The organism is Haliea sp., assembly GCF_041395985.1.
Lineage (GTDB): Bacteria > Pseudomonadota > Gammaproteobacteria > Pseudomonadales > Halieaceae > Haliea.
In genome coordinates this window covers 483,347-509,506 of record NZ_JAWKZJ010000001.1, presented here as the reverse complement: position 1 = coordinate 509,506, position 26,160 = coordinate 483,347, and the positions used below count along the sequence as shown (strand labels likewise).

At 61.4% G+C, this 26,160-nt stretch carries 23 protein-coding genes; 21 read left to right on the top strand and 2 right to left on the bottom strand.

Translation table 11 applies throughout. From position 1 onward, the window contains the following. Positions 1–169 precede the first annotated feature (169 nt). The 20 genes from R3E49_RS02320 to R3E49_RS02225 all read left to right on the top strand — a co-directional run bounded on the left by R3E49_RS02320 (position 170) and on the right by R3E49_RS02225 (position 22,360). The gene (locus R3E49_RS02320) at positions 170–589 is read left to right on the top strand and encodes an ATP synthase subunit I (RefSeq protein ID WP_371293557.1); all 420 of its coding nucleotides are present in this window, start codon (positions 170–172) and stop codon (positions 587–589) included. Between the two features lie 3 nt (positions 590–592). After that, entirely contained in the window at positions 593–1,471 is an 879-nt protein-coding gene (gene atpB / locus R3E49_RS02315) for a F0F1 ATP synthase subunit A (protein ID WP_371293556.1), read from the top strand. A 39-nt stretch (positions 1,472–1,510) separates the two neighbouring features. Next, entirely contained in the window at positions 1,511–1,747 is a 237-nt protein-coding gene (gene atpE, locus R3E49_RS02310; RefSeq protein ID WP_027949997.1) for a F0F1 ATP synthase subunit C, read from the top strand. A 72-nt stretch (positions 1,748–1,819) separates the two neighbouring features. After that, a complete protein-coding gene (locus tag R3E49_RS02305; RefSeq protein WP_371293555.1) occupies positions 1,820–2,290 on the top strand; it encodes a F0F1 ATP synthase subunit B in 471 nt (156 codons plus the stop codon). Between the two features lie 13 nt (positions 2,291–2,303). Continuing rightward, positions 2,304–2,840, top strand: a complete 537-nt coding sequence (locus tag R3E49_RS02300; RefSeq protein ID WP_371293554.1) for a F0F1 ATP synthase subunit delta — start codon at positions 2,304–2,306, stop codon at positions 2,838–2,840. 16 nt (positions 2,841–2,856) lie between these two features. Continuing rightward, a complete protein-coding gene (atpA, locus tag R3E49_RS02295; protein ID WP_371293553.1) occupies positions 2,857–4,401 on the top strand; it encodes a F0F1 ATP synthase subunit alpha in 1,545 nt (514 codons plus the stop codon). 15 nt (positions 4,402–4,416) lie between these two features. Further along, on the top strand, positions 4,417–5,280 hold the full coding sequence (gene atpG / locus R3E49_RS02290) for a F0F1 ATP synthase subunit gamma (protein WP_371293552.1): 864 nt from the start codon (positions 4,417–4,419) through the stop codon (positions 5,278–5,280). Between the two features lie 77 nt (positions 5,281–5,357). Then, positions 5,358–6,755, top strand: coding sequence for a F0F1 ATP synthase subunit beta (atpD, locus tag R3E49_RS02285; RefSeq protein WP_290740826.1), 1,398 nt, complete (start codon positions 5,358–5,360; stop codon positions 6,753–6,755). 23 nt (positions 6,756–6,778) lie between these two features. Next, positions 6,779–7,207, top strand: a complete 429-nt coding sequence (locus tag R3E49_RS02280; RefSeq protein WP_290740823.1) for a F0F1 ATP synthase subunit epsilon — start codon at positions 6,779–6,781, stop codon at positions 7,205–7,207. A 176-nt stretch (positions 7,208–7,383) separates the two neighbouring features. After that, positions 7,384–8,751: a bifunctional UDP-N-acetylglucosamine diphosphorylase/glucosamine-1-phosphate N-acetyltransferase GlmU gene (glmU, locus tag R3E49_RS02275; RefSeq protein ID WP_371293551.1), complete on the top strand. Its 1,368-nt coding sequence runs from the start codon at positions 7,384–7,386 to the stop codon at positions 8,749–8,751. Between the two features lie 3 nt (positions 8,752–8,754). Beyond that, the gene (glmS, locus tag R3E49_RS02270; protein ID WP_371293550.1) at positions 8,755–10,584 is read left to right on the top strand and encodes a glutamine--fructose-6-phosphate transaminase (isomerizing); all 1,830 of its coding nucleotides are present in this window, start codon (positions 8,755–8,757) and stop codon (positions 10,582–10,584) included. Positions 10,585–10,677: 93 nt separating this feature from the next. Beyond that, complete coding sequence (locus tag R3E49_RS02265; protein WP_371293549.1) at positions 10,678–11,361, top strand: response regulator transcription factor; 684 nt, start codon at positions 10,678–10,680, stop codon at positions 11,359–11,361. Then, positions 11,351–12,631: a sensor histidine kinase gene (locus R3E49_RS02260; protein WP_371293548.1), complete on the top strand. Its 1,281-nt coding sequence runs from the start codon at positions 11,351–11,353 to the stop codon at positions 12,629–12,631. Before R3E49_RS02265 ends, R3E49_RS02260 begins: the two co-directional genes overlap by 11 nt. 126 nt (positions 12,632–12,757) lie before the next feature. Next, complete coding sequence (locus tag R3E49_RS02255) at positions 12,758–14,440, top strand: phosphoethanolamine transferase (protein WP_371293547.1); 1,683 nt, start codon at positions 12,758–12,760, stop codon at positions 14,438–14,440. A gap of 40 nt (positions 14,441–14,480) precedes the next feature. After that, complete coding sequence (locus tag R3E49_RS02250; protein ID WP_371293546.1) at positions 14,481–16,433, top strand: LTA synthase family protein; 1,953 nt, start codon at positions 14,481–14,483, stop codon at positions 16,431–16,433. Between the two features lie 156 nt (positions 16,434–16,589). Continuing rightward, complete coding sequence (locus R3E49_RS02245) at positions 16,590–16,982, top strand: hypothetical protein (protein WP_371293545.1); 393 nt, start codon at positions 16,590–16,592, stop codon at positions 16,980–16,982. 115 nt (positions 16,983–17,097) lie between these two features. Further along, entirely contained in the window at positions 17,098–17,928 is an 831-nt protein-coding gene (locus R3E49_RS02240) for an enoyl-CoA hydratase/isomerase family protein (protein ID WP_371293544.1), read from the top strand. Between the two features lie 9 nt (positions 17,929–17,937). Then, a complete protein-coding gene (locus tag R3E49_RS02235) occupies positions 17,938–19,572 on the top strand; it encodes an acyl-CoA synthetase (RefSeq protein ID WP_371293543.1) in 1,635 nt (544 codons plus the stop codon). Between the two features lie 33 nt (positions 19,573–19,605). After that, on the top strand, positions 19,606–21,423 hold the full coding sequence (locus R3E49_RS02230; protein WP_371293542.1) for an acyl-CoA dehydrogenase: 1,818 nt from the start codon (positions 19,606–19,608) through the stop codon (positions 21,421–21,423). Positions 21,424–21,445: 22 nt separating this feature from the next. After that, positions 21,446–22,360 (top strand): hydrogen peroxide-inducible genes activator, encoded by a 915-nt coding sequence (locus R3E49_RS02225; protein WP_371293541.1) that lies wholly within the window; start codon positions 21,446–21,448, stop codon positions 22,358–22,360. Between the two features lie 55 nt (positions 22,361–22,415). Here the strand turns inward: R3E49_RS02225 and R3E49_RS02220 are convergent, their stop codons facing one another. Beyond that, positions 22,416–22,784 (bottom strand): hypothetical protein, encoded by a 369-nt coding sequence (locus R3E49_RS02220; protein ID WP_290740784.1) that lies wholly within the window; start codon positions 22,782–22,784, stop codon positions 22,416–22,418. Positions 22,785–22,855: 71 nt separating this feature from the next. Continuing rightward, positions 22,856–23,866 carry an SPOR domain-containing protein gene (locus tag R3E49_RS02215; RefSeq protein ID WP_371293540.1) on the bottom strand — a complete coding sequence of 337 codons (1,011 nt, stop codon included), beginning with the start codon at positions 23,864–23,866 and terminating at the stop codon, positions 22,856–22,858. A gap of 138 nt (positions 23,867–24,004) precedes the next feature. Between R3E49_RS02215 and uvrD the strand changes: the two genes are divergently transcribed. After that, positions 24,005–26,155, top strand: a complete 2,151-nt coding sequence (gene uvrD, locus R3E49_RS02210) for a DNA helicase II (protein ID WP_371293539.1) — start codon at positions 24,005–24,007, stop codon at positions 26,153–26,155. Positions 26,156–26,160 lie beyond the last annotated feature (5 nt).

The following is a 26,160-nucleotide window of genomic DNA, read 5'->3' as shown; positions in this document are numbered from 1 at the left end:
GCGGCAAAACGGGGCAAACGGGCGCCAACATGCTGCCAACGTCAGGGATATTTCGTACCCGGAAGCGCCGGATTTGGTTGAACCTGCCAGCCAATGCCCCTATAATGCGGGCGCCCAAAACGAGGAACAATTGTGTGGCAGTTGGCAAGGGGCTCGGCAGGAGTTTCGCGTGAGCGCGAACAGCATTCCCTCCCCCCCGGTCCACCGTGTAGCGCTGCTGCAGTTGGCCACGCTCGTTCCTTCGTGCCTGCTGGTCTGGTTGGCACTGGATGAAACGACGGCACTGTCAGCGTTATGTGGCGGTGCGGTGGCGGTGGTGCCACAGGCCTGGTTCGCTGCAAAGCTGTTTCGCGCGCGCGGCGCCCGTTCAGCCTCCGAGATAGCGCGGTCGGCACTGAGCGGCGAGATCGGAAAGTTCCTCTTGAGCGCGGTGGGGTTTGCCGCCGTGTTCGTTGTGTTGCGGCCGCTGGAAGCTGCCGCGGTGTTCGCCGGATACGTGGCGATGCTGATAGTACAAACGATAGGAAGCTGGTGGTTTTTGATGCGCCGCCAGCAGAAACAAACCGAAACACCGAAACAAGAGTTGTGATCGATGGCAGGCGAGAACCAGACGGTTTCAGAGTACATTGTCCACCACCTGACCAACCTGACCTATGGCAAGCTGCCTGCCGGTTATGAGCGCTACGACGGTTCCATCGTGGGTGATGGCGGCGCGTGGGTCATGGCGCACGGCGGTGCCGAGGCCGCTGCCATGGGTTTCACCGCAATCCACGTGGATTCAATGGCCTGGTCTATCGGACTCGGTATCCTGTTCAGCTGGCTGTTTTATCGCGTTGCCAAGAAGGCCTCCTCCGGTGTCCCCAGCGGTCTCACCAGCGCGGTGGAAATGATCGTCCAGTTTGTTGATAACACCGTGCGCGACACCTTCCACGGTCGTAACCCGCTGATCGCCCCGCTGTCCCTCACCATCTTCGTCTGGATATTCCTGATGAACCTGATGGACCTGGTGCCCGTGGATGTCGTGCCCGAATTGATGATGGCGCTGGGCGTTGAATACCACAAAATCGTGCCCTCTACCGATCCCAATATCACGTTTGGCATGGCCATCGGTGTGCTGATCCTGATTCTGTATTACTCCATCAAGGTCAAGGGCTTCGGGTTTGCCCGGGAACTGGCCATGAACCCGTTCAATCATCCGCTGTTCATCCCCGTGAACCTGTTCATGGAGATTGTCGGTCTGCTGGCCAAGCCCTTTTCGCTGGCACTGCGACTGTTCGGCAACATGTATGCCGGTGAAATGATATTTATCCTGATTGCAGCCCTGTTCAGTGCCGGCCTGGCCTGGATGGTGCCGGCAGGCCTGCTGCAGATCGGCTGGGCGATCTTCCACATTCTGGTGATCACCCTGCAGGCTTTCATCTTCATGGTGCTGACGATCGTTTATCTCAGCATGGCCCACGAAGACCACTGATTCACCTTTAACTTTGGTTATTAACGCTAGGAGAAAATCATGGAATTAGTTCTTATTGCTGCTGCAATTATGATCAGCCTCGGTGGTCTGGGTGCGGCTATCGGTATTGGCATGCTGGGCGGCAAACTCATCGAGGGTTCTGCGCGTCAGCCTGAACTGGCTCCCAAACTGCAGGTGACGTTCTTCCTGGGCGCTGGCCTGGTGGACGCTATTCCGATTATCGGCGTGGGTCTGGCGATGTACCTGATCTTCGTTGTCGCCCCTGGTATGGCCTGAGCACGACCAACAACGCAACCGTGAGCGGGGCGGCCGTACCGGCTGCCCCACCATATCTGTGAGGAGTATGGCGTGAATATCAACCTTACGCTTATCGGACAGGTCATCGCCTTTTTCGGCTTCGTCTGGTTCTGCATGAAGTTTGTCTGGCCGCCCATCATTGCGGCCATGCAGGAGCGCGAAAAGAAGATTGCGGATGGCCTGGCAGCCGCTGATCGTGCCAGTCACGATCTGGAACTGGCGCAGGAAAAAGCGCTTGAGCGGTTGAAAGAAGCCAAGCACGAAGCGGCCGGCATTGTCGATTCCGCCAACAAGCGTGCCAGCCAGATTGTGGAAGAAGCGAAAACAGCGGCGATAACGGAAGCGGAGCGGGTTAAAACTGCTGCGCGCGCGGAAATCGAGCAGGAAACCAACCGCGCCCGCGAGGCCCTGCGCGCGCAGGTTGCCGCGCTGACGCTGGCGGGAGCAGAGAAAGTGCTCGGTGCAACGATTGACCAGGACGCCCACGCGGACCTGGTGAATAAACTGGCTGCAGAGCTTTGATGGTGAGGACGTTATGGCCGAACTGACCACGCTGGCCCGCCCCTACGCGAAGGCGGCATTCGAGTACGCCCGCGACAGCCAGAGTCTGGCCGAGTGGTTGCCGCAGTTGCAGCTTGCTGCTGCCGTCAGCCGCGACAGTCGCATGCAGGCGCTGTTGCGCGATCCGGAGAAGGACGGTGCGCAGCTGGCAACCCTGCTGGCCGACGTGTGCGGCGAGGATCTCGGTCCCGCCCTGCGCAACTTCCTGAACATTCTGGCGCAGAACAAGCGTCTGCTCCTTTTGCCGCAGATCACCGTGTTGTTTGCCGGCTACAAGGCGAACCACGAAAAGTCAGTGGATGTTGAGGTCGTGTCTGCGTTTGATCTGGCGGACGATATGACTGACAAGCTGGCCTCCGCCCTGAGCAAGCGCCTGGAGCGGAAAATAAACGTGCACACCTCGACAGATCCCAAGCTGTTGGGCGGTGTGTTGATTAGGGCCGGCGATCTGGTGATCGATGGTTCCGTACGCGGTCGGCTGAACAAGCTCGCCGCGGCAATGAATTTGTAGGATTGAGGAACAGAGCATGCAGCAACTGAATCCGTCAGAAATTAGCGAGATGATCAAGCAGCGCATCGACCAGCTTGATGTGTCATCCGAGGCGCGCAACGAAGGCACCGTGGTATCGGTGACCGACGGTATTATCCGCATTTACGGTCTCACCGATGTGATGTACGGTGAAATGATCGAGTTCGAGGGCGGCATCTTCGGAATGGCGCTGAACCTGGAGCGCGACTCCGTCGGCGCGGTGATCCTCGGCGATTACAAGAATCTGGCCGAGGGCCAGTCCTGCCGCTGCACCGGTCGTATTCTTGAAGTGCCCGTGGGCCCCGAACTGCAGGGCCGCGTGGTCGATGCACTGGGTAACCCGATCGACGGCAAGGGCCCGATTAATGCCAAGTTGACCGACGCCCTGGAAAAGGTGGCGCCCGGCGTTATCGCCCGCCAGTCGGTGGACCAGCCCGTGCAGATCGGCCTCAAGGCTATCGACGCCATGGTGCCGATCGGTCGTGGTCAGCGTGAATTGATCATCGGCGACCGCCAGGTGGGCAAGACCGCTATTGCCGTCGACGCGATCATCAACCAGAAAGGTACCGGCATTAAGTGTATCTACGTGGCGATCGGCCAGAAGGCTTCCTCGGTGGCCTCGGTGGTACGCAAGCTGGAAGAGCACGGTGCCATGGAGCACACCATCGTGGTGGCCGCGACGGCCTCCGACCCGGCGGCAATGCAGTTCCTGGCGCCTTTCGCCGGTTGCACCATGGGCGAGTACTACCGCGATCGCGGTGAAGACGCCCTGATCATTTATGACGACCTGACCAAGCAGGCCTGGGCCTACCGCCAGATTTCGCTGCTGCTGCGTCGTCCGCCCGGCCGTGAAGCCTACCCCGGCGACGTGTTCTACCTGCACTCACGCCTGCTTGAGCGCGCGGCACGGGTGAATGCCGATTACGTGGAGCAGATGACCAAAGGTGCAGTGAAAGGCAAAACCGGCTCACTTACCGCGCTGCCGGTCATTGAAACCCAGGCGGGTGACGTTTCCGCGTTCGTACCGACCAACGTGATCTCCATCACCGACGGGCAGATCTTCCTTGAGGCCGACATGTTCAACGCAGGCGTACGCCCGGCGATGAACGCCGGTATCTCGGTCTCCCGTGTGGGCGGTGCGGCGCAAACCAAGATCATCAAGAAGCTGTCCGGCGGTATCCGTACCGCACTGGCCCAGTACCGCGAACTCGCGGCCTTCTCCCAGTTTGCATCGGACCTCGATGAAGCCACCAAGGCCCAGCTGGACCAGGGTGAGCGGGTCACCGAGCTGATGAAGCAGGGGCAATATGCACCACGTTCCATCGCCGACATGGGTATCGTGCTTTACGCTGCCAACGAGGGTCACCTGCGCAGCGTTGAAGTGAACAAGATTCGCGATTTCGAAGCGTCCCTGCTGTCCTTCATGCACAGCGAGTACGGCGACCTGATGAAGAAGATTGTCGAAACCGGCGATTACAACGACGAGATCGAGTCTGCCTTCAAAACGGCGATCGAAAAGTTCAAGGCCACGCAAACCTGGTAACCCCGAGGACAGCAGATGGCAGTCGGAAAAGAAATCCGGACAAAGATCCACAGTATCCGGAGTACGCAGAAGATCACCAGCGCCATGGAAATGGTGGCGGCGAGCAAAATGCGCAAAGCCCAGGAGCGTATGGCGCTGGGCAAGCCCTATGCGCGTCGTATGCGTGCGGTGGTCGGGCATATTGCCAACTCCGCGCCGGAGTACCGGCACGCCTACATGGTCGAGCGCGAGGTCAAGCGCGTGGGTTTTGTGGTGGTGTCAACCGATCGCGGCCTGTGCGGTGGTTTGAACATCAACCTGTTCAAGGCCACCGTCAAGGCCATGAAAGGCTGGGCGGACCAGGGCGTGGGCATCGACCTGTGCCTGATTGGCGCGAAGGCGGCGGCGTTCTTCAAAAGCTACGGCGGTAACGTCAAGGCGGCCGTGCGTGACATCGGTGAAGAGCCCACCTTGGGTGACCTCATCGGCAGTGTGAAGACCATGCTGGACGCCTATGAGGAAGGGCAGATCGACCGCCTGTTCCTGGTCAGCAACGAGTTCGTCAACACCATGACCCAGAGCCCGAGTGTCGAGCAGTTGCTGCCCCTGCTGGCGGAAGACAGCGCGGAAATGAAGCACCACTGGGACTACATCTACGAGCCCGATGCGATGCAGCTGCTGGAAAGCCTGTTGACGCGCTATATCGAATCGCAGGTGTACCAGGCGGTGGTGGAAAACGGTGCCTGCGAGCAGGCCGCGCGAATGCTGGCCATGAAGAACGCGACGGACAACGCCGGTGAACTGATTGATGACCTGCAATTGATCTACAACAAGGCACGACAGGCGGCGATCACCCAGGAGCTGTCGGAAATCGTCAGCGGTGCGGCGGCAATCGGCTAGGACCTAACCTATTTGGTAGCGCCGGGCTGTTCCTGCGCTGCCACCCAGAATTGAACTTTGATGCAGAGGATCCGGACATGAGCAGCGGACGAATCGTACAAATTATCGGTGCCGTCATCGACGTGGAGTTCCCACGTGAAGACGTACCCAAGGTCTACGATGCACTGTTGGTTACCGAAAAAGGCCTGACCCTGGAAGTCCAGCAGCAGCTGGGCGATGGCGTTGTGCGCACCATTGCCATGGGCTCCTCGGAAGGTGTGAGCCGCGATCTGGCGGTGGAAAACACCGGTGGCCCCATCGCAGTGCCGGTTGGCGTTGAAACGCTGGGCCGGATCATGGACGTGCTCGGCAACCCGATCGACGAATGCGGACCCATCGGTGAACAGGAGCGCGCCTCCATCCACCGCAAAGCGCCTGCCTACGATGAGCTGGCGGCTTCAGAGGAACTCCTCGAAACCGGGATCAAGGTAATCGACCTGGTCTGCCCCTTCGCCAAAGGCGGCAAGGTTGGCCTGTTCGGCGGCGCCGGCGTGGGCAAGACCGTGAACATGATGGAGCTGATCAACAACATCGCCACCGAACACTCCGGCCTGTCCGTGTTTGCCGGTGTGGGTGAACGTACCCGGGAAGGTAACGACTTCTACCACGAAATGCAGGAAGCGGGCGTGGTCAACGTCAAGGACTTCCCCAAGTCCAAGGTGGCCATGGTCTACGGCCAGATGAACGAGCCGCCCGGCAACCGTCTGCGTGTGGCCCTGACCGGCCTGACCATGGCGGAAAAATTCCGTGACGAAGGGCGTGACGTACTGCTGTTCGTCGACAACATTTACCGCTACACACTGGCGGGAACCGAGGTGTCGGCGCTGCTTGGCCGTATGCCCTCTGCGGTGGGTTACCAGCCCACGCTGGCCGAGGAAATGGGCGTGCTGCAGGAGCGCATTACCTCCACCAAAACCGGCTCGATCACCTCGATCCAGGCCGTATACGTGCCTGCGGACGACCTGACCGACCCGTCACCGGCGACCACTTTCGCCCACCTTGACTCCACCGTGGTATTGTCACGGGATATCGCCGCCAAGGGTATTTACCCGGCGGTAGACCCGCTGGACTCCACCAGCCGCCAGCTCGACCCGCTGGTGATCGGTCAGGAGCACTACGACGTGGCTCGCGGCGTGCAGACGGTGCTGCAGCGTTACAAGGAGCTGAAAGACATTATCGCCATCCTCGGTATGGACGAGCTGTCTGAAGAAGACAAGCAGACGGTTGCCCGCGCGCGGAAAATCGAGCGCTTCCTTTCACAGCCCTTCCACGTGGCGGAAGTGTTTACCGGTGCACCCGGCAAATACGTTTCCCTGAAGGACACCATTGCGGGCTTCAAGGGGATTCTGGCGGGTGAGTACGATCACCTGCCCGAGCAGGCCTTCTACATGGTCGGCAGCATCGACGAAGCGATTGAGAAAGCGAACAAGCTGTAAGGTTTGCGAACGAGGGGCTGGAGATGGCAATGACAATTCACTGCGACATCGTCAGCGCGGAGGAAGAAATCTTCTCCGGGCTGGTGGAAATGCTGGTGGCGACCGCCGAGCTGGGTGAGATGGGCGTGACCTACGGCCACGCGCCGCTGCTGTCCTCGCTGATCCCCGGGCCGATCCGCATCGTCAAGCAGGGCGGTGACGAGGAAGTGTATTATGTTTCCGGCGGCTTCATTGAAGTGCAGCCGGGCGTGGTGTCCATCCTTGCAGACACGGCCCTGCGTGCCGGCGATGTCGACGAGGCTGCCGCTGAGGAAGCGCGTCGCGAAGCCCTGCACACCCTCACCAACCAGTCGGGCGATTTCGACTACGGCCGCGCATCCGCGCAGCTCGCAGAAGCTGCCGCCCAGCTGGCCGTATTGCGCAAGATGCGTAACCGCGCCGGGCGCGGCTGAACCACCTTCCAGGGCCCTGTTCACCAGGGCCTTTTTGTTCTACGTCACACTTTTTGCCACAGCCTGAACAATCCGGTTGTTTCCATTTTCCCCCGCGTTAACATGCTAGCTGTCTGACAGTACAGCGCAGCCGCGCCCGACCTTGGTTGCGCCGGCAATAACAAAGGGATCCCGCTATGACTCTGGAAGTAATCATTCTGGCTGCCGGCCAGGGGTCGCGCATGCGCTCCAGTACGCCCAAGGTCTTGCACCTGTTGGGGGGCAAGCCGCTGCTGCAGCACGTGGTGGACGCCGCGCGCAGTCTCGAGCCCAGCGCAATCCATGTGGTGGTCGGGCACGGCGCGGACGCAGTCCGCAAGGCGATGGACGGCAGCGGCTTGTGCTGGGTCGAGCAGGCCGAGCAGCTCGGTACCGGGCACGCGGTACTCCAGGCCTTACCGGGGGTGCGCGATGAGAGCACGGTGCTCGTGTTGTATGGCGATGTGCCGCTGGTAGCACCCGATGTATTGCAGACACTGGTGGAGGCTGCGCAGGATGCTCCCGCGCTGCTGACCGCGGTGCTGGATGACCCGACAGGCTACGGCCGTGTTCTGCGCGATGGGGACAATGTGTTTTGTGCCGTGGTCGAGCACAAGGACGCCGGCCCCAAGGAGCTCGCGGTGCAGGAAGTCAACACCGGCATTCTGGCTGCACCCGCCAGCCTCTTCAGGCGTTTTCTGCCAAAGGTCGGTAACAGCAACCAGCAACGGGAATACTACCTGCCCGATGTGCTGTCACTGTCGGTTGCAGACGGTATTGCCGTGGGCACGGCGACCGTGGCCGATCCGCTGGCGGTGCTGGGGGTCAACGACCAACTGCAGCTGAGCCGCCTGGAGCGTGAGCTGCAGCGGCAGCGTGCCGAAGCGTTGATGACAGCCGGTGTGCGTCTCGCTGACCCCGCGCGTATCGACATTCGCGGTAACCTGCGCTGTGGGCGCGATGTCTTTATTGATGTGAACTGTGTGTTTGCCGGTGAGGTGATTCTGGAGGACGGTGTACACATCGGCCCCAACTGTGTGATTACCGCCAGCCGCATCGGCTCCGGCACGGAAGTACGCGCCATGAGCCATCTGGAAAAAGCCACGGTTGCAGATGACTGCACCGTCGGCCCCTACGCAAGGCTGCGCCCGGGCACCGCGCTGGCGCAGGGCGCACGCGTGGGCAACTTTGTGGAAACCAAGAAAGCGCGCATCGGTGCCGGCAGCAAGGTGAATCACCTCTCCTACATTGGCGATTGTGAGATGGGTGAGGGCGCTAATATCGGCGCAGGCACCATCACCTGCAATTACGACGGCGTCAATAAGCATATTACCCGGATCGGGGATGGCGCCTTTGTCGGTTCCAACGCGACACTGGTGGCACCTGTGGAGATTGGGTCCGGAGGCTTTGTGGCCGCTGGCTCGACCATTACCCGCGCGGTGCCCGAGGCTGAGCTGGCGGTTGCACGCGGCAAACAGCGGAATATTCCTGGCTGGAAACGGCCCGGCAAAGTGAACAAGGACTGAATCATGTGTGGAATAGTAGCGGCGGCGGCGCGGCGTGAAGTGTCGGAGATCTTGCTCGAGGGGCTGCGGCGGCTGGAGTACCGCGGCTACGATTCAGCCGGCATGGCGTTGGTGGACAACGAGCACAATCTGTTGCTGCACAAGCGCCAGGGCAAGGTGGCCGAGCTCGAGCAGGCCCAGGCCATGGACCCGAAGTACGGCTGCGTCGGCATCGCCCACACGCGCTGGGCAACGCACGGGGTTCCCTCGGCGGCCAACGCGCACCCGCATATTTCCGGGGAGCGTGTGGCGGTGGTGCACAACGGCATCATCGAGAACCACGAAGCCCTGCGCAAGGAACTGCAGGCGCAGGGCTACAGTTTCCAGTCGGGTACCGACACCGAAGTGATCGTCCATCTCCTGCACCAGCAGCTCAACCAGGGCAGTACCTTGCTGGAGGCCTTTCACGCGGTGGTACCGCGGCTGCAGGGAGCCTATGCCCTCGCTGCGGTGGATACCCGGCATCCCGATGAGGTTGTCGGCGCCCGGGAGGGCAGCCCGCTGGTGGTGGGCGTGGGGATCGGTGAGTACTTCCTGGCGTCTGACCAACTGGCCCTGCGCCAGGTGACCGACCGCTTCGTCTATCTCGAGGAAGGCGACGTGGTACGCATCACCCCAACCTCGCTGCAGATCTTTACCTCAGCGGGGGAGCCGGTTGAGCGCCGCATGACGCAGATCTCGGCGCTGGAAGAAAGCACCGGGCTGGGTGACTACGAGCATTACATGCTCAAGGAAATCCATGAGCAACCGCGTGCGCTGGCCAACACCATTCCCGTGGCGGGTACCCGCGACATCGACGACAGCGTCTTCGGGGCGGCCGCGGCCGCACTGTTCGACCAGGTGCGTGCGGTACAGATTGTTGCCTGTGGCACCAGCTACCACGCGGGGATGGTTGCCCGCTACTGGCTGGAAGAGCTCGCCGGGCTTCCCTGTACCGTGGAGGTGGCCTCCGAGTTCCGGTACCGCAAGCGGGTTCCCCTGCCGGGCACCCTGCTGGTGACCGTGTCGCAGTCCGGCGAAACGGCGGATACCTTGGCCGCCCTGCGCGACGCCACGGAGGATGCCTATCTCGGCAGCCTGGTCATCGCCAATGTGGACCACAGCTCACTGGTGCGTGAATCCGACCTGGTGTTTCTCACCCGCGCCGGCGCTGAAATCGGCGTGGCTTCCACCAAGGCCTTTACCACACAGTTGGCGGCCTTCCTGATGTTGACGCTGGTACTGGGCAAGCGCCATGGCCTGCCCACGGAAGCGGCCAGCGAGCTGGTGTCCGCGCTGCACACGCTGCCCGATTATGTGGAGCAAACCCTGCGCCTGGACCCGGTCATCAAGCACATGGCAACGGCCCTGATCATGAAGCACCACGCGCTGTTTCTGGGCCGCGGCATCCAGTACCCGATTGCCCTGGAGGGCGCGCTGAAGCTCAAGGAAATCTCCTACATACACGCCGAAGCCTACCCGGCTGGAGAGCTCAAGCACGGCCCCCTGGCGCTGGTGGACGCCGACATGCCGGTGATTGCCGTGGCGCCGGGCGATGCCCTGATGGAAAAGCTCAAGTCCAACCTGGAAGAAGTACGCTCTCGGGGCGCCGAGCTGTATGTCTTCGCTGACAGCGCGGCGCATTTTGCCGAGGAGCCCCGGGTGCATGTGATCGCGCTGCCGAGTTGCCCGGAGGTGCTAAAGCCCATTGTGTACACCGTCGCCCTGCAGCTTCTGGCCTATCATGTGGCCGTGCAGAAGGGCACCGATGTGGACAAACCGCGGAATCTGGCGAAGTCGGTGACGGTGGAGTAGACCCTCAAGGCCAGATAGCGCGCGAGCTTCGGCTTGACCTTGTCCCGTGTTTCGGCAACGCTGCAGAGACGCTCGCTCCACTGAGAGGCATGCATGGCCGACCGGATCCTGATTGTCGAAGACAACCGCGACATCCTCGCCAGCGTCGTTGACTACCTTGAAATCAAAGGCTTCGAAGTCGATGCCATTGAAAACGGCCAGGCCGCTCGCGCGCTCATCCAGGCGCACCCGTATGATCTGGTGGTGTTGGATATCGGCCTGCCCGGGATGGATGGTTTTACCTTGTGCAAAGAGCTGCGTGAGCGTGACCGCAACCCGTTGCCGGTGATTATGTTGACCGCGCGGGACGCAGTGGAAGACCGGCTTCTGGGTTTTGAGGCCGGTGCCGATGACTACCTGGTAAAACCCTTTGCCCTGCCCGAGCTGTACCAGCGCATCAAGGCCGTACTGAAACGTTCCCAGCGCAATTTCGAGCGGGTGTTGCAGGTGGGTGAGCTTTCACTGGACACTGCCTCGCGGCAGGTTCACCGCAGCGCGCAACCGGTCAAGCTGGACCGCAAGGGCTTTGTGTTGCTCGAGCTGCTGATGAAGCACTGGCCCGATGTTGTGTCACACGAAGACCTTAATCATGCGTTGTGGGGTGATGCGCCACCGGACAGTGCCGCGCTGAAGTCGCATATCTACCGCCTGCGCCAGGCCGTAGACGGGCCTTTTAACAGCCCCATGATCCGCAATGTGGCGGGCACCGGTTACACACTGGTGACCGATGCCCAGTAGATTTCGCTATTCCATTCGCGCGCGCCTGCAATGGAGTGTCATGGCGCTTATCGTGTCGCTCACCGCGCTCTGCGGGGTGTGCATGGTCTTGCTGGTGTTCTGGTTTGAGCGCACGCTGTTCTACAACCATCTGGTGGGCGACCTGAACAGCGACATTGTGCAGCACCAGGCCGTGCAAATCCCGATCAGTGTGCCGCACGGTGACAGCACGTTCTACAAGCTGCCAGGTACCGATCACCCGTTGTTGCCCGAGGCATTCCACAACTATCCGGAGGGGAATTTCGAGGTGCTCGGTGGCTCTCGCGCCTACAGCCTGATAGTGCGTCATGAGGCACCCTGGGTGTATGTGCTGGCGCAGGACCAGAGCGAGTTCGAGCGCTACGAAGTACTGGCCATTGCGGGTATTGTTGTCGGTTTCCTGCTGATATCCGGGCTTGGCTACCTGCTGTCTCGCTATATTGCCACGCAGGTCTTGCTCCCCGTAATGACGCTTGCCGCCTCAGTGACGGACGACGCCACGCCAGGGGGTGGTCTGGCGGCTTTCCCGCCGGAGGCCTATCCGAATGACGAGGTGGGCGCCCTGGCCCGCGCTGTGCAGGGCTATGCCGATCGTGTGGCGGATCTGCTGGAGCGCGAAAGGCAGTTCACGGGCGATGTCAGCCATGAATTGCGCACGCCGATGATGTCGATTCAAGCCGCCAGCGACCTGTTGCAGGAGATCACCGGGAAAGACCCTGCACAGCAGAAAGTGGCGGCGCGTATCCAGCGGGCGATCAATGATATGCAGCAGCAGATTGCGCTGTATCTGCAGCTTGCGCGCGACCCGGAGGAATGCCAGCGAGAGGCAAGCTGCACGCTGGCTGAAGCTGCCCAGGAGGCACGGGTGCTCTGGTGTGGGCGCGCGGAGGAAAAGGGTATTGCGCTTGTCTGCGAGCAGCAACCTGAGCGGGCAACCGCCCGCGTGCCGCAGTTTCTTATCGGCGCCGTGCTCAATAACCTGTTGCACAACGCCCTTAATCACACCGAGCAGGGTGCCATCACCCTTGAGGTGGGTGAGCATTCGGTTGCCGTGCGCGACACCGGCAGCGGTATCGATCCCGCCGTAGCAGCACGCATTTTTGAACGCGGTGTCCGCTCTCAGCAGGGCCCGGGTTCACGCTACGGGTTGGGGTTGTCTATATCAAAACGTATCTGCGATCACCAGGGCTGGCAGATCAGCGTGCAACCCAACCAGCCACGGGGTACCACTTTCACCGTAACCGTGTCTTAACGCCCATCCGCCCAGTATTTTTCCTGCTGTGACTTTTTTGTCACCTGCCACTCCCTAGTCTCCTGCCATCACTGTGATGCTCGCTGTGCCTGTCCTGCAGCAGATCGCAGGTTAAGGAGCTTACGCATGACATTGAAACCTCTGGGAATGAGCCGGTTTACCCTGCTGCTTGCCACCTACTTCGTACTGGTCATCAACATCCCGCTGACGGCGCGTCTGGCCACTATTCTGCAGCATACGGAAGGTTTGAGCCTGGGTATGGTGCTCTCGCTGCCGCTGTTCTTTGGCTCGGTCTTCTACCTGCTATTCAGCCTGTGGACCTTTCGTTACCTCGCCAAGCCCTTCGCCGTTGTCATGTTGCTGGCATCCTCACTGGTCAGCTACGCGATGTACTACTACGGCACCGTGTTCGATATGGACATGATCCGGAACCTGGTGGAGACCAATCCGGGTGAGGTACACGCCTATCTCAATCGTAATCTGGTTCTGTGGTGGCTACTGACCGGTGTAGTGCCTGCTGGCTTGCTCATCGCCATGCCCCTGCGCAGTCGCACCCCGGTTCGCGAGGTAGCGCAAAAGCTGGTCACCATGTCGATGGCGCTATTGGTGATCGTCGGTATTGCCGCGCTGTATTACAAGGATTACGCCTCACTGGGACGCAACAACCACGAATTGAACAAGCTGATTATCCCCACGCACTATCTGTACAGTGCTGGCAAGTTTGTCAGCCGCACTTACCTTGCTCCCCCCCGACCCCATCAGGTGATGGGTGAGGACGCCACGATCGCGGACGCCCACCCGGCGCGCAAGAAACGCCTGTTGGTGCTGGTGCTGGGCGAAACGGCGCGCGCACGCAATTTTGAGCTGAATGGTTATCCGCGGCCCACCAATCAGTTCACCCGTGATCTTGGCCTGGTCTTCTTCAGGCACGTGTCGTCCTGCGGTACGGCCACCGCGGTATCAGTGCCCTGCCTGTTTTCGCGACTCGACCGCACCGATTATGACGCCGGGGTAGCGAAGACCCAGGACAACCTGCTCGACGTGATTCAGCGTTCAGGGGTGGCCGTACGCTGGCTGGAAAACGACGGTGGTTGCAAGGGCGTCTGTGCCCGAGTGCCAACCCAGGCCTTCGAACCCAGCCCCGGCGTGCCGTTCTGTGACGGGGAATACTGCCGTGATGAAGTACTGCTGGAGGGCCTCAAGGCGCAACTGGCGGCACTGGGCGACAAGGACGCACTGGTGGTGCTGCATCTGGCTGGCAGCCATGGACCAACCTATAACCAGCGTTACCCGGATGCATTCCGGCGCTTCACGCCGGACTGTCCGCGCAGTGACATACAGAACTGTTCAGACCTGCAGATCGTCAATAGCTACGACAACACACTGTACTACGACGACTATGTCATGAGTCGTGTCATCGCATTGCTGGGCGAGCAGACCCAGTGGCAGGCGGGCTTGCTGTATGTGTCGGATCACGGTGAATCCCTGGGCGAAAACGGCCTATACCTGCACGGCATGCCCTATGCCCTGGCACCGCAGGAACAGACCCACATTCCCATGTTGCTCTGGATGTCGCCGGAATTTGCCGCCTCGCCGGGTTACGACGCGCGCTGCGTGGCGCGCAGCGCTGAGCAGGACACGTTATCCCATGACAACGTGTTTGATGCCGTCCTTGGCCTCATGCAGGTAGAAACCAGTCTCTATCGCCCAGAGTGGGACATGCTTCGCTCCTGTCGGGTGCCTGAGCTGCTGGCGGATGAATCCCGCGAAGTGGCGCCGCACGAAGGCGCCGCAGCCCGTAAGGGCTGAGCGTCCACGTCATCGCCTTCAACCCCCGAGTATTTTTGCCATGTCCATTGCCCTTCCCAGGCTGCTCGAGCGCATGCTGCGGCCTTTGTGGCTGTTTCTGTTTGCTGGCCTGCTGCTCACCACCACCAGTCGTGCAGGCCTTCTGCTGTGGCAGATCGACCGCTTCGGGGGCGTTGCCGATGTCCTGAAGGTCCTCGGGTTCGGCCTGCGCATTGACTTTGTGATGCTCTGCTACTGGATGATACCTGCGCTGTTGATGCTGCTGATCCTGCCCCTGCGTTTTCGGTCGGTGTGCGCTGCCGTCTGGCTGGCCCTCGGCTTTACGCTGCTGGCCTTCATGGAAGCGATCACGCCCGGGTTCATAGCCCAGTACGATCTGCGTCCCAATCGATTGTTTGTTGAGTATCTTCAGTACCCGCAGGAAGTGTTCGGGATGCTGCTCGGTGGGTTCATACTGGAAACCCTCTGTGGGCTCGCTGTGCTGTTGCTGGTACCGTGGCTGGCCTGGCGTGCGATACGTCGTGTTGCGCCGACTTCAGACGTGGCTGCCACCGGGTGGCTCAGGTTGCTGGTGCTGTTACTGCTGTTGCCGGTCCTGGTACTCGGTGCGCGTGGCACGCTGCGGCACCGGCCGATCAATCCCGGATTCACCGCGTTCAGCAGTGATCCACTAGTGAATGACCTCACACTGAATTCGCTGTATTCGGTCGCCTATGCAGTACGTGCCATGCGTAATGAGGTGGATGCATCCGGGCTGTACCCGCCGCTGCCGGATGCGGTGGTGTTTGCCGAGGTGCGCCGGGCCATGGGCGTGGCTGACGCGCAGTTTTTGTCCACCGACTACCCCACCTGGCATCTGCAAAAACCGTCCGTGACTGCACCACGCCTGCGTAACCTGGTTATTGTGTTGGAGGAGAGTCTGGGTGCGCAGTACCTCGGCACACTGGGCGGAGACGACCTTACGCCGGCCTTCGACGCGCTGGCTGAGCAGGGCTGGTTGCTGGAGGAGCTGTACGCCACCGGCACACGCTCCGTCCGTGGCATCGAGGCTGTGGTGACCGGTTTTGTGCCTACCCCGGCACGCAGCGTGGTGAAACTGCCGCGGTCACAGCAGGGTTTCTTCACGCTGGCTTCGCTGTTGCGCGAGCGCGGTTACGACACCTCATTCATCTACGGCGGCGAGGGCCATTTCGATAATATGGCGAGCTTCTTTCTCGGCAACGGCTTTGAGCGCGTGGTGGACCGGCGGCACTACGAGAACCCCGAATTCATGGGTTCCTGGGGGGTGTCTGATGGCGACCTGCTGCGCAAGGCGCACGAGGAATTCAGCCGTCTGCACGCAACCGGTGTGCCCTTTTTCAGCCTGGTGTTCAGCTCGTCCAATCACACGCCCTATGATTATCCGCTGAACGCCATAACTCCTGTGGAGCAACCGCCAAACACCAAGCGCAATGCGATCCGCTATGCCGATCACGCCCTCGGCGAATTCTTTGCCCTCGCACGTTCGAGCGACTACTGGGATGACACCCTGTTCCTGGTGGTGGCTGACCACGACGACCGGGTTTTCGGCAGACAGCTGGTGCCCGTGGAGCACTTCAGAATCCCCGGCTTGCTGATTGGGAACGGCATTCCGGTACAGCGTGATGCAAGAGTGCTGAGCCAGCTTGACCTGCCGCCTACGCTGCTGTCACTGCTGGGCATTGAGGCGGAGCACCCGATGGTGGGCCGGGATATGACACAGCTGCCGCCCGCTTATGAAGGACGCGCAATCATGCAGTACGGTGCCAACCAGGCTTATTGGCGCGGCGATCAGGTGGTGGTTCTGCAACCTGGAAAGGCACCGCAAACCTTTCGCTTCCAGCGAGAGGGGTTCACCTTTGGGCAGCCAATTGCCAACCCCGAACTGGAGCGTGAAGCCCTGGCGCACGCCCTCTGGGGCAGCCTCGCGTACCGACGCGGACTCTACCCACCCACCGTCGAGCGGTCGCGCTAGCGCACAGGCTGCCGGAGTTGCGGTGGGCCTGCTGTGGAGTGTGATCCTGCTTTTCTAACACATGCAATCGCCCGGGGAACACGCGGTTCCCGCAGCCCGGGTTGTACTCCTGCGCCCGCGGCGGGCTACACTGGGCCCTCTGCAGGAGGGCCTGGCATGTTTCACTACGACTTTTACCAGAAGAATATTCGCATACTCGGCGTTATCGCCATTCTCGTAAGCCTGGGTGCCTGGGCCATGGACTGGTTGGATGTGGTTTACGCCTGCCCCTTCTGCCAGGTGCAGCGTACGGTGATCGGCCTGCTCGGCGTTCTTATGCTGTTGGCTTCCAGCCATTTCATCGTCAAGTATGTCGCCTCGGTCATCGGCTTTTTTGGTACTGGTGTGGCGATGATGCAGCACTTCCGCGGCTGGGTGAGAATCCACAAGGGCGAATTCAGCTGGTACGAGCCGTTCTATCTGGATGCGTTTCTGCTGTCGGCGGCGGCGATGTTCATCATCATTGCGCAGCTGTGGATCATTTGCCTGAGAGACCGTCACATTCCTTAGCGGGGAACGTTCCGGCGCCATTCCAGAGCCTGGCAAGGCTGGTCTTCCGCGCGTCTCGCAGGTACTGTATCGGGCCAACTAACAACTGTTAATTAGCCTGAACGGGAGCCGCGTAATGAAGACCCTGGAAACCCTGCTGACTGAGACCTCGGACAAGATATTCACGATCACACTGAACCGGGAAAAGAACCTGAACGCCCTGTCCTCACAGGTGCTGGAGGAACTGGAGTACGCGCTCAATTCTGTGCGCTCCGACCCGGCCGTCTCGGTGATTGTGATCCGGTCAAAGGGCCGGGCCTTTTCCTCGGGTTACGAGCTCGGCAGTGAACACTGGGTCACATCCCAGTACCCGGGGCATACCGAGAACATCGATATCCAGGCCGATCGCCGCGATATTCACGACCTGGTGGATTACTGGATGCGGATCTGGCGCTACCCGAAGCCCATTGTGGCGCAGGTGCAGGGCGACTGCCTGTCGGGGGCCGGCGAACTGCTCGCGGTCTGTGATCTTGCCATCGTCAGCGAACGGGCGCGGTTTGGTCACCCGGCCGCCTGTGACCTGGGCATTCCGCCTTCGATCATGTTCTGGCCCATCCTCATTGGCCTGCGCAAGACCAAGGAGCTGTTGCTGACCTCCAAGCTGATCGACGCGCAGGAAGCGCTGAGCATCGGGCTGGTCAATGAAGTGGTGCCCCACGACGAGCTGGAAGCGCGTGTGCAGGCGATTGCCGCGAAGATTGCCAAGGCACCCTCGGACAATTCGATTCTCCTGAAGAGCATCTCCAACACCTGGTTCGAAAATATGGGTATGCAGCAATCCATACGCACCGGTGCTGACATCGACGCCATTTATCACCAGAACCGCAGCTACACCGACTTCTTCAAAACCCTGGAAGAAGAGGGTGTGCGGGAAGCGTTTGCCAAACGCGCGCGCCTGTACAGCTGAGGGGGCATTATGAGCCACGCAAAGAACGGCAGTCTGCCGGTATGCAGCACCTACGACGCGCTCTGCGAACAGTTCTCATGGTCGATACCGGACATGTTCAATATCGCGGATGCGATCTGCGATCGCTGGGCGGCGGACGAGCAGCGCGTCGCCATCACATTCGAGGATGCCGACCGGCAGGTGCGGCAGGTGACCTACCGCAGCCTGCAACAGCACGCCAACCGACTGGCGAACCTGTTTGCGTCCCTGGGGATTGTGCGTGGGGACCGGATCACGGTCTGTCTGCCGCAGCGCCCTGAATGCGCGATAGCGCACATTGCCTGCTTCAAGTCGGGCATTGTGTCCTGCCTGGCGTCGGTGCTGTTTGGCGAGGAGGCCCTGAAACACCGTATCAATGGCAGTCGCTCGCGCTTGTGCATTGTGGATGCCGATAACTACGCCAAAATCGAGGCCATTTTTGACGACTGCCCGACGCTGGAGCACATCCTGGTAGTGGGTGAGGTGGATGCCGCCGCGCCGCTGGAATTCTACGCCGCCACACGTGACCTGTCGGACCAGTGGGTGAATGTGGCTACGCGCGCGGAGGAGCCGGCCTGGATCAACTACACCTCGGGCACCACAGGCCTGCCCAAAGGGGTGGTGATGCCGCACCGCGCGGTGCTCGGCAACGTGTCCATTTTCGAGTACCTGTTCGACTATTACCCGCAGCCCGGGGATGTGCTGTGGTCCCAGGCAGACTGGGCCTGGGTGGCTGGCTTCGCCGATATCTTCCTGGTAGGCACCTTCCACGGCTGCAGAATCGTGTCCACCAGTATGAAGGGGTTCGACCCGGTCGAGGCCTTCCGCATTCTCTCGGAACACAAGGTCACCGTGTCGCTGCTCACGCCCACCATGCTCAAGCTGATGCGTGAAGCCAGTGCCCGTGTCGAAACCGACCAGGTGCAGTTGCGCGTTGTGCTGTCCGGCGGGGAAGCGGTTGGCGCCGAGCTTGCCCACTGGGCTGATGAACATTTCAACCTGACGATCAACGAGGGCTTCGGGCAGTCCGAGTGCAACGGCATGATTGGCAGCAATCCGAAGCTGATGCCGGTGCGCCACGGTTCTCTCGGCAAACCGACACCCGGAGCGGTGTGCGCCATTGTGGATGAGCAGGGCAACGAAGTGCCCGATGGAGAGCGCGGCGAGATTGCGATCCAGCGGCCTCACCCGGCCATGTTCCTGCACTATCTCGATGACCCGGCGGCAACCGCGAACAAGTTTCGCGGAGACTGGATGGTCACCGGCGACATCGGCAGCCGCGATGCGGAAGGTTACTTCTGGTTCCACGGCCGTTCCGACGATGTCATCACCAGCTCGGGTTACCGCATCGGCCCCACTGAAATCGAGGATGTACTGCTGTCCTCGCCGGCGGTAAAGATTGTGGCTGTGGTGGGTGTGCCGGATGAGCGCCGCACCGAACTCATCAAGGCCGTGGTGGTGCTCGCTGAAGGCGCGCAGCCCTCAGAGGAACTCACCGCCTCACTGCAGGAGCTGGTGAGAAAGAAACTGGCGAAGCACGAGGTGCCACACATTATCGAGTATGCCGACAGCCTGCCGATGACGCCCACGGGCAAGATTCTGCGGCGGGAGCTGCGCGGCACGTAACGGCAGTCTGTAGCTTCAAGTCAAGGATGTACCATGCAAGTCCCTCTACTGAATGAGCGCGACATCGAGTTCCTGTTGTTTCAGGTATTCGATACTTCAGAGGTCCTGACACGTGAGCGCTATCGCGAGCACACGCGGGAAACGGTCAGCATGACGCTGCAAACTGCGAGGAATGTAGCGGAGAAGTATTTCTTCAATCATTATGCCAAAGGCGATGCGCAGGAACCGGTGTTCGATGGCACGATGGTGACAACGGTAGCGGAAACCCGACAGGCTTGGTCTGCGTTTGCTGACGCCGGCTTCTTTGCCGCCACCTGTGACTTTGAGGAGGGCGGCATGCAGCTGCCCTACATCGTGATGCGCGCGGCCAATGCCTATTTCTACGCGGCCAACCCGGCTACCGCCGGCTACTGCCTGCTGTGTATCGCGGCCGCTGACCTGCTGGAAACCTTCGGCAGCGAGGCACAGAAAGCGGCCTATCTCCCGCACATGCGCTGCGGGCGGTTCACGGGCACCATGGCTCTCACCGAACCGGCGCAGGGGTCCTCACTGCAGGATATTACCACCCGGGCGAAACCGGCGGGCGATGGCAGCTACCGCCTGTTCGGGCAGAAGATGTATATCTCCGGTGGTGACCACGACCTGACGGAAAATATTATCCACATGGTGTTGGCCAAGACCCTGTGTCCGGAAACGGGCAGGGAAGGCATCTCCCTGTTTATCTGCCCCAAAGTGCTGGTGAATGCTGATGGCTCGCTGGGTGAGCGCAATGACGTGGCGCTGGCCGGTCTGCTGCACAAGATGGGCTTCCGCAACGCGACCTCGACGGTGCTGAATTTCGGTGAAAAGGACGGCGCAGTCGCCTACCTGCTGGGTGACCTGAACCGTGGCCTCGCACACATGTTCCAGATGATGAACGATGCGCGGATCGCGGTGGGCCTGTTTGCCACGGCGCTGGGCTATCAGGGCTACAACTACTCGCTACTCTACGCGAAACAGCGCAAACAGGGGCGGACGGCGCGGCCCGCGAAGGCGCAGCCGCGCGGCGCCCAGGTCGAGATTATCGAGCACGCGGATGTGCGTCGCATGCTGCTGGCCCAGAAGGCCTATGCGGAGGCCTCTCTGGCGATGACGTTCTACGCCAGCGTGCTGTTTGAAGACAGTCGCTCCGCACGCACTGCCGCTGACCGCGAGGCCGCTGAGTCGCTGCTCGACCTGGTCACGCCGGTGATCAAGTCCTGGCCTTCCAAATATTGCCTGGCCGCCAACGACCTGGCCATACAGGTACTTGGCGGGGCGGGTTATACCCGGGACCATCTGGTCGAGCAGTACTACAGGGATAACCGGCTCAACCCGATACACGAGGGCACAGAGGGCATACAGGCCATCGACCTGCTGGGACGCAAGATCGGCGCTGAGGGTGGCGCGGTGTTCAATCGCCTGATGGCGGCGATCAGGGCCGACCTCGAGCTTGGTGCGCAGGACGCGGATGCGGTGGTTGGCGAAGTCACAGCGACGCTGCAGGATGCGGTGGCCGCACTGACCCGTGTCACCGAGGCGCTGCTGCCCGACATTGCCCGGGACCGGACCGCCGCATTGGCTAACGCCGCTGTGTACCTTGATTTCTTCGGGCGGGTATTCGCTGCCTGGATGTGGCTGAAGCAGGCGCTGGCGGCCGCCGACAGCTTGCGCTCAGGCGCCCTGGCAACAGAAGAAGAGCACTTTTACCGCGGCAAGCTGCAGGCCGCGCGATTCTTTGCGCGCTGGGAACTGCCAAAGTATCAGCATGAGACACAGATCCTGTTACAGCAGTATGATGAAGCGTTGAGTATGCCGGCCGAGTGGTTCTAGTCGCGAGGAGCATGCAGCGCCGATGATTTCCTTCAAGCAGCTTCGCTATGCGCTCGCCGTTGCCCGCACGCTGCATTTCAAAAAGGCGGCGGAGCAGTGCGCCATCTCGCAGTCCGCCTTGAGTACGGCCATTGCCGAGCTGGAGTCACAGCTGGGTGTGCAGCTGTTTGAGCGGGATAACAAGAAGGTGCTGCTGACACCGGTGGGTGAACAGATTCTTGCGCGCGCCACCGCGATTTCCCTGGAGATCGATGATATCTACCGGCTGGCCACGGTTGCCCGGGAGCCGCTGAGTTTTCCCATGACCATGGGGGTCATTCCCACCATCGGGCCCTACCTGCTGCCGAAAGTCCTGCCTGCGGTGCGCCGTGAATATCCGGACTTTCGCCTGACCATCGCGGAGGAGCAGTCCCATGTACTGGTCGACAAGGTGCGCAGCGGTGAACTGGATACGGCCGTGCTCGCCCTGCCCTATGCGCATGAGGGCTTGCTGGAGTTTCCGTTCTGGGATGAAAACCTGGTGGTCGTCACCCACCGCGACAATCCCCAGCATCTGCCCTCACCGGTGCGCGCCGCGGACCTGCGGGAGGCGCGTTTGATGCTGTTGAAAGACGGGCACTGCCTGCGCGATCACGCGCTGGCGGCCTGCCATCTGCAGGCCTCAAGCCTGGACGAAACGTTGGAAGGGGCCAGCCTGTATACGCTGATTCAAATGGTGGCGGGCCACATGGGCTCCACACTGGTGCCGGAAATGGCGCTGGACCAGTTGTTGTCAGACAGCTCCGAGCTCACGGCGATTCCGCTGGAGGAGCCTGGTCCTCATCGCAGCATTGCCTTTCTGGCGCGGCCCAATTTCGGTGGCGTGAGTAACATCATGTCGCTGCGGGTTCTGTTCCGGAAGGCATTAATGGCGCATGCAGCGTCGATGCCGGGGTAAGGCTTGTGGGGAAAAGGGCGCTGCCGCGTGACGATGGGCAGCACCCGGGTGCGGATCAGTCGGGATTGGCGGCGCGGAACTCGCGAATTTCGGTGTTGAACTGCCCCGCCAGGGCCTCTTCAGCGGACACCGCCTCGTTGTAGGCTTCCACGTCTTTTTCGTAGGCGGCCTTTAGTGCCTCGGCATCGCTGGCCTTGCCTTCCTCAATGGTTTTCTTGGCAGCAGTGAACTGCGTTTCCAGGCAGCCCATGTACTCGAGGTTGGCGGCTTGGAACGCTTTCACTGCCTGCTGCCCGGCAATCATGTCGTCCATGGTTGCAGAGCTGCCATCGGGCAGTGTGGGGGATTCCGGCTGCACACATTCCGCCATGGCCATGGAACTGCCCAGTGCCAGCAGGGCCAGCAGGGATTTTGCAGTGTTCATGCTTGTACTCCTTATTGGATGGTAGGCAAACCTTAGCAGTCCCGCGTGTGACTGCCAAGATGGTGCCCTGTTCATTCCTTGCCGACCCAGAGTTTCGGCAGGTCGTATTCCCGTTCCAGCTGTCGGGCAACCGCCTGGGCGCTGCTGTCGGAAGCCAGCCCCACCACCCGCACCCGGTACAGGGTTTCGCCATTGCGTTGCGCGCTGCTCACGGTGACTTTCCCCGCGCCCGGCTTGAGGCGGGTGGACCAGCGTTCTGCCACACTGCGCTCACTGTAACTGCCGAAGTTGACGAACCATTCGCCGCTTGCGGCGGGAGCTGCCGGCTTCGCAGGCGCGGGTGCGCTGGCTGGCTTGCTCGCCGCAGGCGGTGTGGCGCGTGCCGTGGCGGCGCGCTGGACAGTCAGCTGCTGCTCCAGGCCGGCCAGGGTGTCGCTGAGCTGGCGGTTTTCATCGCGCAGGCTCGCCAGGCTCTCGGACAGCTGGCGGTTTTCGCTCTGCAGTGCCTCCAGGCTGGCGCGGGCATCGCTGACGTCATCGGGTTTCGCCGCCACCGCCAACTGTGCCTGCAGTTCGCGAATCTGCTGTTCCATTGCAGCGCGTTGTTTCATCACACCGTAGCCGCCGGCCGCCAGCAACACCAGGGCCAGTGCCGCCACCGCGATAAGGCCAATGGGCCAGGTGTCGGTGAAGCGCGCGGGCTCCGTCGCGTAGCGGACGTCTTCCTCAAACTCATCGTCTTCCCAGCCGTCGTCATAATCACCGCTGTCGATGCTGGCGTCGTCCCGTGCAGCGTCGCCGGGGCGCCGGCTGGCCGGCGGCTGCTGATCCGGCGCCCGCCCGGTGACCGGCAGTACCGGGGGCACCGGTGGCACACCGCGTTCTTCATCGTCGAAGTCGACTCCTGCGTCCAGTGAGTCGTCTCCTGCATCGTCGTCGCGTCCTGCGCGCGGAGCGTCTTCCTCACTGTCGTGAGAAAAGCTGGGCAGGTCGTCGTCGCTGGCGTCATCATCCATCCAGGGGGTCCAATCCTGGTCCGCGGAGTCCTCCTGGTTGGGATCGTCGCGCCTGTTGTCGTTCATCTGTTCACTCCGGTGTGCCCTGTGGCCTCGGCGAATAGTACCAGAGCCCCGTCCGCATTGCGCTTCGCCGCGCCACTCGCGATGCAATCCCCCCGATCCGATCGTTCGCCCGCGGGCGAATTTGGGTAGAATGGGTCGATGGACGTATCTGACATTCTCTCCCCCCTCAACGCCGCTCAGCGGGAAGCCGTTGCCGATGAAAGCCCCAACCTGCTGGTACTCGCGGGCGCCGGTAGCGGCAAGACCCGCGTGCTGGTGCACCGCATCGCCTGGCTGATCCGGGCGCAGGACGTGTCACCCTGGTCGATACTCGCGGTGACCTTCACCAACAAGGCCGCGCGCGAGATGCGTTCGCGCATCGAGGAGATTCTCACGCTACCCGCCCACGGGATGTGGGTGGGCACCTTCCACGGTCTGGCCCACCGTCTGCTCAAGGCGCACTGGAAGGAGGCGCGCCTGCCGCAGAACTTCCAGATACTCGATAGCGACGACCAGCTGCGACTGGTGAAGCGGGTCTGTCGAGAGCTGAACCTGGACGAGTCTCGCTGGCCCCCGCGGCAGGCACAGTGGTATATCAATGCCCAGAAAGATGAGGGGCTGCGCGCCGCGCACGTGGATGTGCCGGCCGGGGATCTGTTCGGGCAGACCATGTTGCAGGTCTATCGCGCCTACGAGACCGCCTGCGAGCGCGCCGGCCTGGTGGACTTTGCCGAACTGCTGTTGCGGGCGCATGAACTGTGGCTGCACAATCCGGGGGTGCTCAACCATTATCGGGGCCGCTTCCGCCAGATCCTGGTGGATGAGTTCCAGGACACCAATACTATCCAGTACGCCTGGCTGCGGGTGTTGGCCGGCGATCGCATCCCGGTGGTGGCAGTGGGCGACGACGACCAGTCCATCTACGGCTGGCGCGGTGCCAAGATCGAGAATATCCAGCGCTTCGGAGACGATTTTGCCCACACGCATACCGTGCGACTGGAGCAGAATTACCGTTCGACACAGACCATCCTGCGTGCCGCCAATGGCGTGATTGCCCACAACGCGGGCCGGCTGGGAAAAGAGCTGTGGACGGATGGTGAGACGGGCGACCCCATCTCCCTGTACGCGGGGTTCAATGAGCAGGACGAGGCGCGTTTCATTGTCGAGCAGGCAGAGGCGTGGATCAGCGAAGGCCGTGAGCGGGCCTCGGTAGCGATTCTGTATCGCTCCAATGCGCAGTCCAGGGTGCTGGAAGAAGCCCTGATTCGCAGCGGTATCCCGTACCGTATTTACGGTGGCCAGCGCTTCTATGAGCGCCTGGAGATCCGCAACGCCCTGGCCTATATGCGATTACTTACTAACCGGGGAGACGACGCCGCGCTTGAGCGTGTAATCAATACCCCACCTCGTGGCATCGGCAGTAAAACGCTGGAAACGGTGCGTGAAATCGCGCGTGAACAGGCCATACCGATGTGGCGGGCCATCGATGTGGCGCGTGCGGAGAAGCGTCTGCCGCCGCGCGCCCTCAGCGCCCTGGAGGGCTTCCAGGTGCTGATCAACGAGCTGGACTCCGGCACGGATGAGCTCACCCTGGATGAACTGGCGGAACAGGTGATCGAGGGCTCGGGCCTGGCGGACTTCCACCGCAACGAGAAAGGCGAGAAGGGACAGGCCAGGGTGGAAAACCTGGAAGAGCTGGTGAGCGCGGCGAAGCAGTTTGCCCCCGAGGGCGATGAGCTCTCACCCCTGCAGCAGTTTCTGGACAGTGCCGCACTGGATGCCGGTGATGCCCAGGCGGATGATTTTGAAGACAGTGTGCAGTTGATGACCCTGCACTCCGCCAAGGGCCTCGAGTTCCCGCTGGTGTTCCTGGCCGGTATGGAGGAAAACCTGTTCCCCCACCGCATGTCGCTGGAGGAGCCGGGTCGGTTGGAGGAGGAGCGCCGCCTGGCCTACGTGGGCATCACCCGGGCCATGCAGCGGCTGGTCATTACCTACGCCGAGTCCCGGCGCATCCACGGCAGCGAGAGCTACAACACGCCGTCGCGCTTCATTCGAGAGATTCCGGTTGAGTTGCTGCAGGAGGTCCGCCTGCATACCAGCATCAGCCGGCCGGTGAGCAGCCTGACCCAGGCCAGCGTGCCGGACACTGGCTTGAGCCTGGGCCAGCGCGTCCATCACCCGGTGTTCGGTGAGGGCACGGTACTGAATTTCGAGGGGAGCGGCGGCAATGCGCGGGTACAGGTCAATTTCGATGACGAGGGCAGCAAGTGGCTGGTGGTGCAGTACGCCAAGCTGCAGCCGCTGTGACTGCC